Source organism: Kitasatospora sp. NPDC088351, from assembly GCF_040685575.1.
Taxonomy (GTDB): domain Bacteria; phylum Actinomycetota; class Actinomycetes; order Streptomycetales; family Streptomycetaceae; genus Kitasatospora.
This window is the reverse complement of record NZ_JBFBIL010000016.1, coordinates 108,068-124,589: the sequence shown is the minus strand read 5'-3', so window position 1 is coordinate 124,589 and position 16,522 is coordinate 108,068. Positions and strand designations below refer to the sequence as shown.

Below are 16,522 nucleotides of genomic sequence, written 5' to 3'. Positions count from 1 at the left end.
CCACGAGCCGGTCCTGGCGGAGGTGTTCTGACCCGTGAGGCCGGGGTCGGGGTCGGGGCCGGCGGGTGTCCGGCCCTTGACCCCTTCTCCGCACGACCGACATGATGAGCCGTCATGTACTGACTCCGCCGCTGGGGGAAGTCCGGTCCGAGTCCGGCGCTGACCCGCAACGGTAGGCCGCCGACGGCTGTCGGCGGCGAGCCCGAGGACCCGTCGGCGGAGGCGTGTGTTCCCTCCTCCCGTCGTGGTCTGCGGGCCGGAGTTCCCAGGGCTGCCCGGTTCCGCACCGGCGGCCGGGCGGGGACCCCGTGCGCCCGGGCCCGGAAAGGCGTCCCATGCCCACGCTCCGCCGCTCCCTCGGTCTGCTCGCGATACCCGCGCTCGTTCTGACCGCCGTGCTTCCGGCGTCCGCCGCCCAGGCGGCCCAGGCTCCGGCCCCGGCTCCGGCTCCGGTCTCGACGACCGTCCGTCCCGACGCCGCCGCGGCCGGCTGGCTCGCCCGCCAACTCGTCGACGGAGACCACTTCGAGACCGTCTTCGACGGCACCGCCTACCCCGACCAGGGGCTGACCATCGACGCCGTGCTGGCCTTCGCCGCCTCCCACAGCTCCGACCAGGCCGCCGCGAAGGCCACCGCCTGGCTCGCGCAGCCCGGGATCATCAGCGGCTACCTCGGCGACGGGACCACCGAGGCGTACGCCGGGGCCACCGCCAAGCTGCTGCTCGCCGCCGAGGTCCGTGGCGAGGACGTCCACGGCTTCGGCGGTGTCGACCTCCCGGCCCGGCTCCGCTCGCTCCAGAGCCCGAGCGGCCGCTTCTCCGACCGCTCCCAGTGGGGCGACTACAGCAACGCCTTCGGCCAGTCCCTGGCGGTGATCGCCCTCCAGCGCACCCCGGACGGCGCCCCGGCCGCCGCCGTCGACTTCCTCGCCGGCAGCCAGTGCGCGGACGGCGGCTTCCCCGTCGCCTTCGGCCAGACCACCTGCGCGGGCGACCCGGACGCCACCGCGCTCGCCGTCCAGGCCCTTGCCGCCACCGGCCGCACCGCCAAGGCGAACGCCGGACTCGGCCGGCTGACCGCCCACCAGAACACCGACGGGGGGTTCGCCGCAGCCGGCGCGACCACCTCCAACGCCAACACCACCGGACTGGCCACCCAGGCCCTGCTGTCCACCGGACGGCTCGGCGCGGGTCTCAAGGGCTGGAGCAGCCTGGTCAAGCTCCAGCAGGGCTGCGCCGCCGACGCCGCCGTCCGCGGCGCGGTCGCGTACGACGCGTCCGGGTTCAGCCAGGCCAACGGAGCCCGGGCCACCGCGCAGGCCGTCCTGGGTCTGTCCGGCACCCCGCTGGCCGCCCTCTCCGCCCACGGCGCGCGCCCGGCAGCCCCGGTCCTGGCCTGCCCGGCACCGGCCGGCCGCTGAAACCGCCGAAACCGCCGATCCCGTGAGGAGCCTTTCGATGACCCGCACCCCTGCCCCGGCCCCGGCCCGCCGGATCCGCCGCACCGTCGGTTCGGTCGCCGCCGTCGCGGCCCTGACCGCCGGCCTGCTCGGCGCCTCCGCCGCCCAGGCGCCGCGGGCGAGCGCCACCGCCTGCACCGGTACGACCGGCGTGACCGTCGTCGTCGACTTCGCCGCGCTCGGCGGCGGAATCGAGACCGGCTGCGCCCCCGGCGACCCGGCCAGCGGCCTGGCCGCACTGACCGGCGCCGGCTTCCCGTACGCCTTCCACCCGCGCTACCCGGGCTTCGTCTGCAAGATCAACGCTCTCCCCGCCACCTGCACCAACCCCACCGGCACCGCCTACTGGTCGTACTGGCACGCCCAGCACGGCGGCCCGTGGTCGTACAGCTCGCTGGGCGCCGGAAGCTACGACCCGGCCCCCGGGGACGTCGAGGGCTGGTCCTTCGGTGCCGGTGCCCAGCCGGGTATCACCGCGCCCTGATCCCCACCGGGCCGATCCGCCTCGGTGCTCCGGCGGGAACGGAGAAATCCGGCTGGAGCACCAGGAGGCCCGTCATGGCGCCGGCTCCACCCATTGGGCACGCCAGGCGGGCGGAGCGAACGGATCCGCGAAATACTGGGTCTCGCGGGCGACCTTTCCATCGCGGAATTCCATCACGCTGACGGTGGGTACCGGTTTTCCGTCGTAGTCGAGCACGTATTCGGTGATCCAGAGGTCCCCGCTGCCGAGAATCCGGCGGATGGTGAAGCCGAGCCTGGCCGGGTGGTGTGAGCGCAGCGCCTGCAGGTTGTGGCGGCCGTGGATGCGCTCACCCGACTGGGGATAATCAACGATGACGTCGTCGTGGTAGATCTCGTGCTCGGTGTCCTGGTCCCCTGCGGCGGACGCTGCCCAGTGCCGATCCAGCGCCGCTCGGGTCTCCTGGTGCCCCATCGTGTTCCCTCCGATCACAGCGGTGTCGGACGAGGCGCACATCCGGTGTGCCGGCCTCCTGCCGACCACCGTAACCCCGGCGGCGGTCCCGCCGCCGAGCATGGTTTCCGGACGGTCATCCCGGCGGCCCACGATGACAATGACAGACAGGGAGTGGTCCCATGACCGGGGCGACCGGCAGGGTGGCATTGGTGACAGGGGCCGACAGCGGAATCGGTGCGGCCACCGCGCGCGTTCTGGCCGCACGAGGGATGCGCGTGGTGGTCAACTACCTGCACAGCGGCACGGCAGCCGGGAAGGTCGTGGCCGGCATCGAGGCCGCGGGCGGCCAGGCCATGGCCGTGCAGGCCGACGTGCGCGAGGCAGCGGCGGTCGAGAGCATGATCGAGCAGGTCCGGGCGGCATGGGGCGGCACCGACGTGCTCGTGCACAACGCGCTCACCCCGTATGTGGTCAAGCCGTTCCAGGACATGACGTGGGAAGAGCTGGGCGGCAAGCTCGACGACGAGCTGCGTGCGGCGTTCGCGGTCACCAAGGCCGTCCTGCCCGCCATGACCGAACAGGGCTGGGGACGCATCGTCTATCTCGGCACCGTCCTCAGCCGCCAGCCCCGGGAGGGCATGATCGCACTGGGCACGGCCAAGGCCGCACTGGCGCAGTTCGCCCGGTACCTCGCCCAGGAGCTGGGCCCGCTGGGCATCACGGTCAACGTCGTCGAGCCCGGCCCGGTGGACGACACCCGCATGGCGGCGGATGTGCTCGACGAGGAGCACAGGCGTCGGCAGGTGGCCGCCACCCCCCTGGGCCGCCTGGCACACCCGGACGACGTCGCCCGGGCGGTCGCCTTCTACGCCGGCGAGGACAGCGCCGTCATGACCGGCACCACGGCCGCGGTCAACGGCGGGATGTCCATGTACTGACGCCCCGCCGTCCTGTGCGCACGGCGGCGGCACGATCAAGGAAAAACGTTCATGTACACGATCGATCTCGCCTACGTCGGGCGGGGCCTGCACGAGGAACTGGCCGCCTACATCGCCGACCAGCAGGGCTACTACGCCGACGAGGGCGTCCACGTCGCGCTGCACGACGGCTGCTCGTGGGACGAGGAGCGGCTGCGCCACGGCGCCACCATCGGGCTCGGCCGGGCACTGCTGTCCCGACTGGCCGACGGCACCCCCTGGGTCGCCCTCAGCGTCAACACCCACCGCCCGCTGTTCTGGTTCCTCGCCCGCCCCGGCCTGACCTCCCTGGCCGACCTGGCCGGCCGACGGCTGGCGGTGCACGCTCCCCACACCGCACCCGGGTGCTTCACCCGGATCGTGCTGCGCCGGGCCGGCCTCGACCCGGACCGCGACATCCACACCGTCGTCCGCCCGCCCGGCGACTACGGCATGGACCTGCGCAGGCTGCACGAGGGCAGGATCGACGCCGCCCTGGTCGGCAGCACCATGGCACCGGAAGCGGTAGCCGCCGAGTACGGCTGGCAGGTGCTGGCCTGGGTCGGCGACCACTTCAGGATCCCCACCGTAGGCGTGGCCGTCGACCCCACCCACCTCCACCCGGACGACCCCGCGGTCCAGGCCGTCGTACGAGCCCACCGGCGTGCCCTGCAGGTGATCCACAACGAACCCGACACCACGGTGCGCCACATCCGGACGTTCCTCGGCCGGCACACCGCGGACGAAGCCCGAGCCCACTACGAGACGTTCATCGCACCGCATTTCACCACCGACGGCCAAGCCGACCTCGCCGTCGGCGCCACCGCGATCACCGCCGTCGCCGCCGAACTCGGCGTCCCCGCCACCGTCACCGCAGCCGATTTCTACCGCACCGCGACCGCCGACGGGACCGGGTCACAGCGTGGCTGAGGCGGCCACCTGCCCGGAATCGGTCTCATCCGGCCATCCGGCATTCGGACGGACGGTGACGGCGGGCCCCGCGGGCCCTAGTCTGTGCGGTGCAGTCGGTTCGTCATGTCCTCCAGGCATGGCGTCGTAAGAGGGAACCCGGTGTGAATCCGGGACTGCCCCGCAGCGGTGAGTGGGAACGACCGCCGTCACATGCACTGGACCCCGATGGGGCCCGGGAAGCGACGGCCAGTAGGTGCCGGAGAAGGCCGACAGGCCCGGCGTGCCCGCGAGTCCGAAGACCTGCCACTGCCCGCGTGCACCCCGCACGCGGTGATCTCGGTGACCTCGAGGGCGGGTCGGCGGAGCGGGCGGGCACATCCTGGTGTCGCGCACCCCTGTCGTACCTTCGCCTCCTCGCGCTCTCCCGGGATCGCAGCGCGACTCGCGAAGGAGAGTTCCGTGTCAACGAGTTCCACCACCCCGCAGGCCACCGTGTACGGCTACCCGAGGCAGGGGCCGAACCGGGAGCTGAAGAAGGCGATCGAGGGCTACTGGGCCGGCCGGATCAGTGCCGAGGCCCTGTACGCCACCGCCGCGGACCTGCGGCGCGACACCTGGCGACGGCTCACCGACGCCGGTGTCACCGAGGTCCCCACCGGGGACTTCTCGCTCTACGACCATGTGCTGGACACCACGGTGGCGGTCGGCGCGATCCCCGCCCGGCACCGCGCCGCCGTCGACGCCGACCCGCTGGACGGCTACTTCGCCATGGCCCGCGGTACCCAGGAGGTGGCGCCGCTGGAGATGACCAAGTGGTTCGACACCAACTACCACTACCTCGTACCCGAGTTGGGACCGGACACGGTCTTCGCCGCCAACCCGGCCAAGGCGGTCGGCGAGCTGCGCGAGGCGATCGCCCTCGGCCACACCGCCCGCCCGGTCCTGGTCGGCCCGCTCACCTACCTGCTGCTCGCCAAGCCCGCACCCGGGGTCACCGCGGACTTCCAGCCGATCACCCTGCTGGACCGGCTGCTGCCCGTCTACGCCGAACTCCTCGCCGACCTGCGCGCCGCCGGAGCGGAGTGGGTCCAACTCGACGAGCCCGCCCTCGTCCAGGACCGCACACCGGCCGAACTCTCCGCCGCCGCCCGCGTCTACCGGGAGCTCGGCGGGCTCACCGACCGGCCCAAGCTGCTGGTCGCGACCTACTTCGACCGCGCCGGCGAGGCCCTGCCCGTCCTGGCCAAGGCCCCGATCGAGGGCGTCGGGCTCGACTTCACCGGCCCCGGCGCGGCCAACCTCGACGACCTCGCCGCCGCCGGCGGCCTGCCCGGCAAGCGCCTGGTCGCCGGCGTCGTCGACGGCCGCAACATCTGGCTCAACGACCTGGAGAAGTCGCTCTCCGTCCTCGGCACGCTCCTCGGCCTCGCCGACCGGGTGGACGTCGCCCCGTCCTGCTCGCTGCTGCACGTCCCGCTGGACGCCGCCGCCGAGCGCGACCTCGACCCGCAGGTCGCCCGCTGGCTCGCCTTCGCCCGCCAGAAGACCGGCGAGATCACCACCCTCGCCCGGGGCCTGCGCGAGGGCACCGACACCGTGGCGGCCCAACTCGCCGCCAACCGGGCCGACCTGGCCTCCCGCGCCGCCTCCGCGCTCACCCACGACCCCGCCGTCCGCGCCCGCGTCGCCGCCACCACCGCCGAGGACGCCCGCCGCGCCCAGGCCTACCCCGAGCGCGCCGAGGCCCAGCGCGCCCGCCTCGGCCTGCCGCTGCTGCCGACCACCACCATCGGCTCCTTCCCGCAGACCGCCGACCTGCGCACCGCCCGCGCCGACCTGCGCGCCGGCCGGATCGACGACGGCACCTACCAGGACCGGATGCGCGCCGAGGTCCGCGAGGTGATCGCCTACCAGGAGAAGGCGGGCATCGACGTCCTGGTCCACGGCGAGCCCGAACGCAACGACATGGTCCAGTACTTCGCCGAACAGCTCACCGGCTACCTGGCCACCCAGCACGGCTGGGTCCAGTCCTACGGCACCCGCTACGTCCGCCCGCCGGTGCTGGCCGGCGACATCTCCCGCCCCCACCCGATGACCGTCGACTGGTTCCGCTACGCCCAGGACCTGACGGACCGCCCGGTGAAGGGCATGCTCACCGGCCCGGTCACCATGCTCGCCTGGTCCTTCGTCCGCGACGACCAGCCGCTCGCCGACACCGCCCGCCAGGTCGCCCTCGCCCTGCGCGACGAGGTCACCGACCTGGAGGCGGCCGGCGCCGCCGTCGTCCAGGTCGACGAACCCGCCCTGCGCGAGACGCTGCCGCTGCGCGCGGCCGGCCGCCCCGTCTACCTGGCGTGGGCCACCGAGTCCTTCCGGCTCTCCACCTCCGGGGTGCGCGCGGACACCCAGATCCACACCCACATGTGCTACGCGGAGTTCGGCGCGATCATGACCGCGATCGACGACCTCGACGCCGACGTGATCTCCCTGGAGGCGGCCCGTTCGCACATGCAGGTCGCGCACGAGCTGGCCGAGGCCGGCTACCCGCGTGAGGTCGGCCCCGGCGTCTACGACATCCACTCGCCCCGGGTGCCGAGCACCGAGGAGGCCGCGGCCCTGCTCAGGGCCGGACTGGCGGCCATCCCCGCCGAGCGGCTATGGGTCAACCCCGACTGCGGCCTGAAGACCCGTGGCTGGCCCGAGACCCGCGCCTCGCTCGACCACCTCGTCGAGGCCGCACGCCTGGTCCGTGCCGAGCTGAAGGGCTGACCCGAGCCGAAGAGCCGACCCCGGTGCCGGGGTGGGGACGGGGGCGACCGTCCCCGCACCCACCCCGTACCGGCTGTCGGCCGGTTCCCCGGATGCGACAGGAGGGGAGCGGTGGGAAGGAAGTTCGAGGCTCGTCGCATCCGTGTGGACGGGCAGGTGATGATCGCCATTCCCGAGAAGGAGTACGCGATCCTGCTGGCCGGCCGTCGGCAGGTCGGAGCACAGGGAGCCCGGATCCGGGTGCTGCAGCACGCCCTCGGCAATGCCCTGGCCAGGCTGGCGGCGGCCCAGCCCCGGACCTCGCCTGTTGCGGGACCGCCGCTTCCGGGCGGGTCGTCGGCGTCGGACAGCGCGAGCCCTCCGGCGACAGGGGAGACGTGATCGCCTCGCCGCCCGGACCGGTGACGTGGCGGCCGGTGACGTGGTGGCCGGTGACGTGGCGGCCGGTGGCCCTCCGCCGGGGATCGGGCGGGGGCCACCGGCCACCGGTGTCAGTTCCGGTTGTGCAGGCCGAGATTCTGGTAGATCTCCGTCGTGACCGTGGAGAAGTTCATCGTCATGAAATGGAGCCCGGGAGTGCCCTCGGAAATCAGCCGGCGGCACATCTCGGTGGCGAAGTCGATACCGATGGAGCGGACCTGCTCGGCGTCGTCCTGCGCGTTGGTCATTCTTTCGACGAATGACGGAGGAATGATCGCGGTGCTGAGCTCGGGAATGCGCCGGAGTGACCGGATCGTGGTAATCGGCATGATTTCCGGGATGATCGGGACGGTGCACCCGGCCTTCTCCGCCCGGTCGCGGAACCGGAGATATCCGTCCACGTCGAAGAACATCTGGGTGATCGCGTAGTCGGCCCCGGCCCGGCACTTCTCCACGAAATGCCGGATATCGCTGTCGCGGTCGTGCGAGCGGGGGTGCGTCTCGGGGAACGCCGCGACGCCGACACAGAACTCGCCGGACTCCTTGATCAGCTCGACCAGCTCCGTCGCGTACGTCACGCCCTCGGGGTGGCGCACCCAGTCGCCCAGCGGGTCGCCGGGCGGATCGCCCCGGAGGGCGAGGATGTTGCGAACGCCCTGGTCAGCGTAGTGGCCGAGGATGTTGCGCAGCTCGGCGACGCTGTGGTTCACCGCGGTCAAATGGGCGACCGGGGTCAGCGTGGTCTCCTGGGCGATCCGCCCGGTGATGCCGACGGTGCGTCCGCGCGTCGATCCACCCGCGCCGTAGGTCACGGAGACGAAGGTGGGTGACAGTGCCTCCAGCCTGCGGATCGCATTCCACAGACCGGCCTCCGCCCGCGCACTGCGGGGAGGCATGAACTCGAACGAGTAGGAGCATTCCCCGGCCGCCAGGAGCTCGCGGATCGGGACTGCCCGGTCGGTCCTCGTACTGGGGGTTCCGAGAGTCATGCGGGATATTATCGACCGGTGCCGGGAATTCCCATGCGGGTGTCCACCTAGTGATACGCGGGCCCGCCGGACGCCCGTTCCGGAGGGAGCTCCCGGGCTTCGGACCGGCTGTTCGGGAGTGCGGTGCGGAATTTGTGCGAGGGTGCTGCGGACAGTGGGTTCCGGGCACGGCACAATGACCTCATGAACGCGTACGAGTACTCGCTCACCGGTGTGGAGAACTGGGGTCGCTGCGGGGTGATGGGCATCGTCAATGTCACCCCGGATTCCTTTTCCGACGGTGGTCTGTGGCTGGATCCCGGCAAGGCGGTCGCCCACGGCCTGGAACTGGCCGCCGGGGGAGCCGACGTGGTGGACGTCGGTGGTGAGTCGACCCGTCCCGGGGCGGCCAGGGTGCCCCTGGAGGAGGAACTGCGCCGCGTGCTGCCCGTCGTCCGGGAGCTGGCGGCGCGGGGAGTGACCGTCAGCGTGGACACGATGCGGGCCGCTGTGGCCGAGGCGGCGGTGGAGGCCGGCGCGCGGATCATCAACGATGTCAGCGGGGGTCGCGCGGACGCCCTGATGGTGTCCGTCGCGGCGAGGACGGGGGTTCCCTTCGTGGTGATGCACTGGCGCGGGCACTCCGCCGCGATGGACGGCCTGGCCGACTACGAGGACGTGGTCGACGAGGTGGTCGGTGAGGTGGCGCGGCAGCTGGACGCCATGGTGTCGGCCGGAGCGGACCCCGCCCAGCTGATCGTCGATCCCGGGCTCGGCTTTGCGAAGGGACGGGAGGACGACTGGGCGCTGCTCGCCCGCCTGGACGCCTGGGCCCGGCTCGGCCGTCCCGTCCTGGTGGCGGCCTCGCGCAAGCGCTTCCTCGGGACGCTGCTCGCCGACCCGTCGACCGGCGAGCCCCGGCCCGCCCGGGAGCGCGACGCCGCTACGGCAGCCGTCTCGGCCCTCGCCGCCGCGAAGGGTGCCTGGGCGGTTCGGGTCCATGACGTGTCGGCGAGTGCGGACGCGGTCCGCGTCGAGGCGGCGTTGCGCCGGGCGCTCGCCGGCATGCCCGTCCGGGCCGGTGCGCCGACCCGGTGACGAGCCGCCCGGGCCCGGTGCACGCGGGCCCGGCGCCGCCGCGCACCCGGGCGGTCGGTACTCTTGTCGCCCGGTTTCCGGTCGGCCGGACGGCTCGCGCTGCCCGCCCGCGTGACGCCGCCGGCGGCTCCGGCCCAGCCAGGCCCGGCTCACTCTCACCCGAACTCACCCGAAGGCGGCCCGTTCCATGGCGTTCCCGCAGCAGAAGGCGGCCTTCACCGAACCGGTCGGCCGGACCGGCGGGGCGGTGGAGGTCGAGCGGTCCTGCCGGTTCGAGGACGGTGAGTGCCGGCACCTTCTGCTGTGGCGGGCCGGTCCAGGCTGGCGGATGCTCAGCAGCGCGGTGCTCGGGGGCGGCCTCGGCGAGCGGGAGTGGGTGGTCAACGCACAGGTCAGGCCCGGGTGCGGCCGGATGGACCCGGACCGCCACCTCGCCGGGCTGGCCACCGGGCTGGGGCTGAGCGGCCCCGGCGCCGGGCTGATGACCGCCGCGCGGGTGGACGACTTCACCTGGGCCTGCGACGGCGGGGTCACCGCGGTGGTGACGACGGGGATCGGGGTGCCGGCCTGGGCGGCCGCCCCCGACCCGGCCGCGGAGGCCGGGGCCGGATTCCCGGGCACGATCAACATCCTGGTGGTGGTGCCCGCCGCGGTGTCGGACGCCGGTCTGGTCAACCTGCTGGCGACGGCGACCGAGGCGAAGGTCCAGGCGCTGGTGGAGGCCGGGTACGACTGTTCCGGGACGCCGTCGGACGCGGTGTGCGTGGCGGTCCGCCGAGCCGGTCCGGGCCAGGTGCCCGAGCCGTTCGGCGGCCCGCGCTCCCGGTGGGGCGCCCGGGCCGCCCGCGCCGTCCACGAGGCCGTCACGCTGGGCGCCGAGCGGGACCGCACAGGCCGGGCACGGGGGGCCGTGCCCGGCCATGCGCGGTCGACTCCGGAGTGCGCCAGGACCTTTGTGCTGTCCGGCGCGCGGTGATCAGCTGCCGAAGCGCAGCGAGACGGTGTCGCCGACGCTGATCACGGTGCTGCGGGCGGCGCCGGTGGCGGCGGCGCCGTCGATGCTCACCTTCCAGCTGGAAGTCCCGCTGTTGGCGGTGCCGTTGACGGCGGTGACGGTGCCGCTGCCGGAGGACGGCGTGACGGCGGTGACGCAGCCGCTCGGGGTCGCCGCCCCGGCGGCGTCGAGGACGGCGCCGAGCGTCGTGGTGGTGCCGGTCGGGGTGACGGTGACCGCGCAGACCCTGGGCGAGCCGGTGCCGTCGTCGACGACCAGGGCGAGCCGGGCGGCGGTGCCGGCGGTGAAGGAACCGGTGGTGGCCCAGGTCGGCTCCCCGGCGGTGGTCGGGGTGGGCGGGGTGGCGGTGAAGCCCGCCCCGGCGACCGCACGCAGCCCGTCGACGGAGGCGTAGGGGGAGGGGGCGGTGTCGGTGGGCAGGTACTTGAAGCCGCCACCGGGCTTGAACTGCTGGGAGATCAGGAAGTCGACCGGGGTCTTGCCGGTGCCGCTGGTGAAGTCGGCGCCCTGGGGGTTGATGCCGCAGGCGTTGAGACCGGAGACGGCCCAGCCGTTGGAGTCGGTGTTGGCGCCGAACATCGAGTTGAAGGCGCCGGAGGCGACGAGCTTGCCCTTGAGGAAGTTCTTGGCGGCGACGATCGCGGGGTCGGTGCCGGGCACGCCGCTGCTGCACAGCGAGGCCATGGCGGCGCCGGTCATGTCGATGTCACCGGCCTGGGCGAGTGCGGCCGGATCGCCGGCGGCCTTGCCGAAGTTCCAGCCCCCGTCGTTGTGCTGGTTGGCGCGGACCGCCGTGACCGAGGCGTCGAGCAGGGCCTGCGGCACCCGCTGGGCGCCGCTCTGCGTCCTGGCGCCGCCGAGGGCGAGCAGGCCGAACACGGTGCCGTTGAAGTTGGCGGACGGGCCGTAGTAACCGGGCTCGGCGGTCTGCCAGTAGGCGGCGACGTCCGCGATGAGGTTGCGGCCGGGGCCGACGCGCGCGGGGTCGATCCCGGCGGCGTAGGCGTTGAGGACGCCCCGCTCGTAGTCGGTGACGACGGGCGCGGCGCTCGGCCAGGTGGTGGCGGCGAGCTGGTTGCGGTACACCAGGCGGGCGTTCCTGGTGGCGTCGCCGCCCGGGGCCACGTCCGCCGCGGCGGTGCCGGCGGCCGCCAGCGCGCTGAACGCCCACTCGTCGGAGAGGCCCCCGCCGGTGACGTAGCTGCCGTCGGCGGCCTGGAGGGACTTCAGATAGGTGACGCCGGTGCTCTTCGAGGTGGCTGTCTGGGCCGGGGTGGCGGTCGCGTGGGCGGGGACGGCGGAGAGCAGCAGGGCGCCGGCCGTTATCGGGACGGCCACCGCGGAGGAGACGCGCGAGGAGGAGAGGAGGGACGACACGGGGCGGGCTCCTTGGAGTGACGGGCGCCGACCCGGCTCCGGGCCCCGGGGCTCCCTCGGGAGTTCGGCGGCCGGAGCGGCCGCCGCCCGGATCGCGTGGGCAGGCTTTCGCCGGTGGTACGTGGCCGGGCGGGCATTCGGGCTCGGGACGGCGGAACCGCCCCATACCGTTGCGCGTCAGCCCTGGAATCGCACCAGGTTCCCCCGCTCGGCCACCGGGGACGCTACCGCACGGTGCTGCCACCGGCGAGGTGTCCAAGACGACATGACGACTCATTGACGGCCGACGCGGGAGCGTGGTCTGATGAACCGTTTTTCATCCTCGGCAGTAGGGGAAGCCGGTCCAACTCCGGCGCTGACCCGCAACCGTAGATCCGCCCCTCCGGGCGGATGAGCCGGACTGCCTGCGCCGAGGGCCTGTTCAGAAGCACTTGCGTCGTCGAGGACTACGACGCGGTCGGGACGGTCCCCATGCCGGGGAGCCGTCGGCTGCGCCGTGACACCCCGTCGACCGATCAGGGAGTCGCCGGTGAGGGTCAACAGCACGCGCACACGTCACAGAGCCCGGGGTCTGACGTCCCTGCTGGCCACCGGCGCCGTCGCTGCCGCCGCGGGCGGTACGGTCCTGCTCGGCCACCCCGGTACCGCGGCCGCCGACCCGATCGAGGAGTGCACCGCCACCACCGGCGCGATCGTCGCCGTCGACTTCGGCCACTGGGGCGGCGGGGTCGTCCGCGGCTGCGACGCCCACCCCACCACCGGGATGAACCTGCTGCACAACGCCGGCTTCACCACCACCGGCACCGAGCACGACGGCCCGGCGTTCATCTGCCGGCTCGGCAACGGCACCTTCAACAGCGGCACCCAGTACCCGACAGCCGCCGAGGAGCTCTGCGTCAACACCCCGCAGGCTACCGCGTACTGGTCGTACTGGATCGCCGAACCCGGTCGGCAGACCTGGTCCTACAGCCAGTTCGGCGCCGCCACCCAGAAGCCGAAGCCCGGCGAGGTCGAGGCCTGGGTGTACGGCGGCACCGACATCGGCGGCACCAGCGGGGCACCCTCCTTCACCCCGGACTCCGTCCGCGCCGAGAACGGCGCCGGTCCGTCCCCCTCGGCCTCCGCCTCCCCCTCGGCGTCCATCTCCCCCTCGGCGTCCATCTCCCCCTCGACGTCCCCGAGCCCGACCGGCCCGTCGTCCGCCGCGGGCGACCCCGTCGCGGCGGCCGCCTGGCTGGCCGGCCGGCTCGTCGACGGCGACCACATGGAGAACTGGGCCTTCGAGGGCCCCGACCTCCCCCGGACGTCCCTCACCGCGATCGCCCTGGCCGCCGCCGGGACGGAGGACCCGGTCCTGCGCAAGGTCCTCGCCTACCTCGCCGCCCACACCGACGCGTTCCTCCTCCCGGACGGGCCGTCCGCCGAGCCCGACGCCAGGGCCGCCGCGCTGCTGGCCCTGGTCGCCGAGAGCACCGGCGGCAACCCCCGTGCCTTCGGCGGCCGCGACCTGATCGCCGCGCTCACCGACCACGTCTGTGCCTCGGCCGGCGAGAACGGCAAGTGCACCGCCGCCGGGGACTTCCACGGTGCGGCCTCGCCCTGGGTCCAGGCCCTGGGCGTCATCGCCCTGCAGCGGGCCGAGGTCGCTCCGCCCGCCTCGGCGCTCACCCGGTTCACGGCGCTCCAGTGCGCCGACGGCGGCATCGCCGGAGCGATGATCGTGGCGGGCGACTACTGCGAGTCCGATCCGTCCGGCACCGCTCTCGCCGTTCTCGCCCTGCGCAAGGCCGGCGGCTTCGAGCAGACGGCGAAGAAGGCCGCCGACCAACTGGCCGCGAGCCAGCAGGCCGACGGCTCCTACCTCCCCTACACCGGCGCCGCGGGCGGCGACACCGGCAGCACCGCCCGCGTGGCCCAGGCTCTCAAGGCCACCGGCCGGAGCGCCGGACAGACCGCCGCCAGGACCTGGCTCGCCGCCCGGCAGGGCCAGGACGGCGGCTTCGGCACCGACGAGTCGACCACCGAGTCCGACCCGGACGCCACCGAACAGGCCATCCTCGCCCTGACCGGCACCGACCCGACCGGCGTCCGGCACGACCCGAACGCGGCCACGACCGCGCCGCCCGGCCCGCACCCCGGGAAGACCCCCGATCTCGGCAAGGGCAGCGCCTACCTGACCGACCCGGCACGCCTGATCGACGGTCACTACTACGAGGCCTTCCCGGCCTTCGCCGACTTCGGCCTCACCATCGACGGCGCCTACGCCCTCGCCGCCACCGGCGCGGACGACGCGGCCCTGCGCAGGATCGTCGACTTCCTGGACCAGCAGGGCAAGGACGCCGGCGACCGAACCGTCAACGACTGGACGGGCATCGGCACCGAGTACGCCGGCGGCGGCTCGATCGGCAAGGAGGCGCTGCTCGCCGAGATCACCGGCCGCGACCCGCGCGCCTTCGGCGGCCACGACCTGATCGCCGCCCTCGCCACGGCGGTCTGCGCCCAGACGAACCCGGACACCGGCTGCGCGGCGCCCGGCAACTACACCTACGCCACCTCGGTCTTCTCCCAGGCGCTCGGCATCATGGCCCAGCTGCGCGCCGGGGAGACCGGGCCGGCCGCCGCGCCGGTCGCCTACCTGAAGAGCCTCCAGCACGCCGACGGCTCCTGGCCGAGCCTGATCCCCGCCACCGGGGACTCCGACGTGGACAGCACCGCCATGGCGGCCATGGCCCTCGCCCTCGCTCCCGGGGACGACGGCGCCCAGGCCGTGGACAAGGCCCTCGGCTGGCTGGCCGGCAAGCAGGAGGCCGACGGCGGCTTCCCCGGCGCGGCCGGTGACTCCACCAACTCGGCCGCCCTCGCGATCCAGGGGATGACGCTGCGTCAGAGCGCCTACGCCGGCCCGATCGCCAAGGCGCTGGACTTCCTCGCCGGCCAGCAGAACAGCGACGGCGGCTTCAACGTCGCCACGAGCGGACAGCGCGGCTCGGACGTCCGGGCCTCCACCCAGGCGGTGGGCGGCGCCACCGGAATCTCCTTCGGCACCCTCCGGCGGGACCTCGGCAGCACGCCCACTCCGACCGGTTCGCCGACGGCGACGCCGAGTCCGACGCCGAGTTCGACGCCGACGGGCTCCCCGACGGAGACCGGATCCCCGGCCCCGACCGGCTCACCCACGACCGCCCCGACCGCCCCGGCCACCGCGGACACCGGGACGCCCGGTGTGTCCGGCGGGCCCGTCCCGGGCGACCCCGGATACCCGGCCCAGCCCGGCGTACCCGGAAACCGCGTGCCCGGCACGGCCGACGGCGGCAGCCTCGCCCGCACCGGGACGGACACACCGGCCCTGATGGCAGCCGCCGGGCTGCTGGTCGGCGCCGGAGCCGCAGCCGTCCTCGCCGCCCGCCGCCGCGCGGCCTCCGCACCCGGGCGCCACCGGTGATCCGGCGGACCGGCCGGCTGCTCGGGGCCGTTGCCACGACGCTCGCCCTCGCCTTCGGCGGGCTCGGGGTGGCGGCTGCCCCGGCGGTGGCGGCCCCGCTGCCGATCGAACAGTGCACCACCACCTCCGGCGTGGTGCTCGCCGTCGACTTCGGCAAGTGGGGCGGCCCGCTGCTGCGCTCCTGCGGCACCACCCCCACCACCGGCTACACCCTGCTCAACCAGGGGGGCTGGAAGACCACCGGGACGGGGCACGACGGCCCGGCGTTCATCTGCCGGATCGGTTACAGCGGCTACCAGGGCGGCAAGCAGTTCCCCACCCCGGATCAGGAGAAGTGCGTCCTCACACCGCCCGCCACGGCCTACTGGTCGTACTGGCACGCGGACCCGGGTGAGAACACCTGGTCGTACAGCCAGCTCGGCGCGATGAGCTATCGGCCGAAGCCCGGCAGCGTCGACCTGTGGATCTTCGGCGGGACCAACATCGAGGGCACCGAAGGACGTCCCGCCTTCTCGCCCGACACCGTCCGCGCGCACAACACCGCACCGGACGGCGGAGCGGCCGCCACCCCGGAGCCGCCCAGGCCGCCGGCCGGTGCCGGTTCGGCCGGCGGCAGTGGCTCCGGTAGTGGCGGCACCGCCGGCGGTGGCGGCACCGGCGGCGGCACCGGGGGGACGTCCGGCGGTTCGGTCACCGGCGGCACCGGAGGCACCGGTGGCGGCGGCACGAAACGTCCGCCCGCCGCCGGGACCCCGGGAGGCACGGGCCGTACCGAACCGGCGATCCCGCCGGCCGGGCTGCCCGAGCAGACCACCCCCGCACCCGATCCGGCCGCGTCCGTGCCCGCGCCCGACGAGACCCCTGCCCAGGTTCCGTCCGACACCCCGTCGGCCACCGACACCGCACCACCGCCGTCCACGGACCCGGCGACCCCGGCCCCGTCCGCCGACGCCGGCGGTCCGGCCGTGGTGAACGCCGCCCCGGTCGCCGACGCCCCGCACGACGCGGGCCCGATCGCGCCCGTGGTCGCCGGAGTCGTGCTCGTGGCCGCCCTCGGCACCGCCACCGTCATCGCCGCGCGCCGCCGCCGACGGGCCGAGTGATTCCGTGACCGTGCTCGACCGACCCGGCACCGGGTCCCCGCAGTCCGCCCCCGGGCGGGCCGCGGGGGCCGGGCGACTCCCGC

General features: G+C 74.1%; 13 protein-coding genes and 4 riboswitches. Of the genes, 10 read left to right on the top strand and 3 right to left on the bottom strand.

Translation table 11 applies throughout. The features are described from left to right. Positions 1-103: 103 nt before the first annotated feature. Positions 104-233, top strand: a riboswitch (cobalamin riboswitch). 102 nt (positions 234-335) lie between these two features. Both AB0P06_RS14970 and AB0P06_RS14965 read left to right on the top strand, forming a co-directional pair. Beyond that, positions 336-1,421 (top strand): peptidase, encoded by a 1,086-nt coding sequence (locus AB0P06_RS14970; protein ID WP_363607674.1) that lies wholly within the window; start codon positions 336-338, stop codon positions 1,419-1,421. 37 nt (positions 1,422-1,458) lie between these two features. Beyond that, complete coding sequence (locus tag AB0P06_RS14965) at positions 1,459-1,944, top strand: flagellar hook-length control protein FliK (RefSeq protein WP_363607673.1); 486 nt, start codon at positions 1,459-1,461, stop codon at positions 1,942-1,944. Between the two features lie 72 nt (positions 1,945-2,016). Here AB0P06_RS14965 and AB0P06_RS14960 read toward each other — a convergent pair whose 3' ends face one another. Then, positions 2,017-2,529 (bottom strand): nuclear transport factor 2 family protein, encoded by a 513-nt coding sequence (locus AB0P06_RS14960; RefSeq protein WP_363607672.1) that lies wholly within the window; start codon positions 2,527-2,529, stop codon positions 2,017-2,019. Positions 2,530-2,558: 29 nt separating this feature from the next. Here AB0P06_RS14960 and AB0P06_RS14955 point away from each other — a divergent pair, with 29 nt between their 5' ends. From AB0P06_RS14955 to AB0P06_RS14940, 4 genes are all read left to right on the top strand, one after another. Beyond that, the gene (locus AB0P06_RS14955; RefSeq protein WP_363607671.1) at positions 2,559-3,317 is read left to right on the top strand and encodes an SDR family oxidoreductase; all 759 of its coding nucleotides are present in this window, start codon (positions 2,559-2,561) and stop codon (positions 3,315-3,317) included. Between the two features lie 51 nt (positions 3,318-3,368). Next, a complete protein-coding gene (locus AB0P06_RS14950; RefSeq protein WP_363607670.1) occupies positions 3,369-4,265 on the top strand; it encodes an ABC transporter substrate-binding protein in 897 nt (298 codons plus the stop codon). Positions 4,266-4,344: 79 nt separating this feature from the next. Further along, a riboswitch (cobalamin riboswitch) is annotated at positions 4,345-4,570 on the top strand. 136 nt (positions 4,571-4,706) lie between these two features. Next, a complete protein-coding gene (metE, locus tag AB0P06_RS14945) occupies positions 4,707-7,016 on the top strand; it encodes a 5-methyltetrahydropteroyltriglutamate--homocysteine S-methyltransferase (RefSeq protein WP_363607669.1) in 2,310 nt (769 codons plus the stop codon). Positions 7,017-7,127: 111 nt separating this feature from the next. Further along, the gene (locus AB0P06_RS14940) at positions 7,128-7,397 is read left to right on the top strand and encodes a hypothetical protein (RefSeq protein WP_363607668.1); all 270 of its coding nucleotides are present in this window, start codon (positions 7,128-7,130) and stop codon (positions 7,395-7,397) included. Positions 7,398-7,507: 110 nt separating this feature from the next. Here AB0P06_RS14940 and metF read toward each other — a convergent pair whose 3' ends face one another. Further along, positions 7,508-8,425, bottom strand: a complete 918-nt coding sequence (gene metF, locus AB0P06_RS14935; protein WP_363607667.1) for a methylenetetrahydrofolate reductase [NAD(P)H] — start codon at positions 8,423-8,425, stop codon at positions 7,508-7,510. Between the two features lie 183 nt (positions 8,426-8,608). Here metF and folP point away from each other — a divergent pair, with 183 nt between their 5' ends. Both folP and AB0P06_RS14925 read left to right on the top strand, forming a co-directional pair. After that, positions 8,609-9,502 carry a dihydropteroate synthase gene (gene folP / locus AB0P06_RS14930; RefSeq protein WP_363607666.1) on the top strand — a complete coding sequence of 298 codons (894 nt, stop codon included), beginning with the start codon at positions 8,609-8,611 and terminating at the stop codon, positions 9,500-9,502. A gap of 187 nt (positions 9,503-9,689) precedes the next feature. Then, entirely contained in the window at positions 9,690-10,478 is a 789-nt protein-coding gene (locus AB0P06_RS14925) for an adenosylcobinamide amidohydrolase (RefSeq protein ID WP_363607665.1), read from the top strand. Here AB0P06_RS14925 and AB0P06_RS14920 read toward each other — a convergent pair whose 3' ends face one another. Continuing rightward, on the bottom strand, positions 10,479-11,894 hold the full coding sequence (locus AB0P06_RS14920; protein ID WP_363607664.1) for a hypothetical protein: 1,416 nt from the start codon (positions 11,892-11,894) through the stop codon (positions 10,479-10,481). A gap of 110 nt (positions 11,895-12,004) precedes the next feature. Then, a riboswitch (cobalamin riboswitch) is annotated at positions 12,005-12,129 on the bottom strand. Between the two features lie 52 nt (positions 12,130-12,181). Continuing rightward, positions 12,182-12,321: riboswitch (cobalamin riboswitch) on the top strand. 102 nt (positions 12,322-12,423) lie between these two features. Here AB0P06_RS14920 and AB0P06_RS14915 point away from each other — a divergent pair. Continuing rightward, a complete protein-coding gene (locus AB0P06_RS14915) occupies positions 12,424-15,336 on the top strand; it encodes a prenyltransferase/squalene oxidase repeat-containing protein (RefSeq protein ID WP_363607663.1) in 2,913 nt (970 codons plus the stop codon). A 17-nt stretch (positions 15,337-15,353) separates the two neighbouring features. Beyond that, complete coding sequence (locus AB0P06_RS14910; RefSeq protein ID WP_363607689.1) at positions 15,354-16,439, top strand: hypothetical protein; 1,086 nt, start codon at positions 15,354-15,356, stop codon at positions 16,437-16,439. Positions 16,440-16,522: the final 83 nt, after the last annotated feature.

Bases quoted from the DNA above. Each gene is read 5' to 3' on its own strand.
- AB0P06_RS14955 (WP_363607671.1), top strand. From the start codon at position 2,559: ATGACCGGGGCGACCGGCAGGGTGGCATTGGTGACAGGGGCCGACAGC.
- AB0P06_RS14970 (WP_363607674.1), top strand. From the start codon at position 336: ATGCCCACGCTCCGCCGCTCCCTCGGTCTGCTCGCGATACCCGCGCTC.
- metF (WP_363607667.1), bottom strand. From the start codon at position 8,425: ATGACTCTCGGAACCCCCAGTACGAGGACCGACCGGGCAGTCCCGATC.
- folP (WP_363607666.1), top strand. From the start codon at position 8,609: ATGAACGCGTACGAGTACTCGCTCACCGGTGTGGAGAACTGGGGTCGC.
- AB0P06_RS14925 (WP_363607665.1), top strand. From the start codon at position 9,690: ATGGCGTTCCCGCAGCAGAAGGCGGCCTTCACCGAACCGGTCGGCCGG.
- AB0P06_RS14950 (WP_363607670.1), top strand. From the start codon at position 3,369: ATGTACACGATCGATCTCGCCTACGTCGGGCGGGGCCTGCACGAGGAA.
- AB0P06_RS14965 (WP_363607673.1), top strand. From the start codon at position 1,459: ATGACCCGCACCCCTGCCCCGGCCCCGGCCCGCCGGATCCGCCGCACC.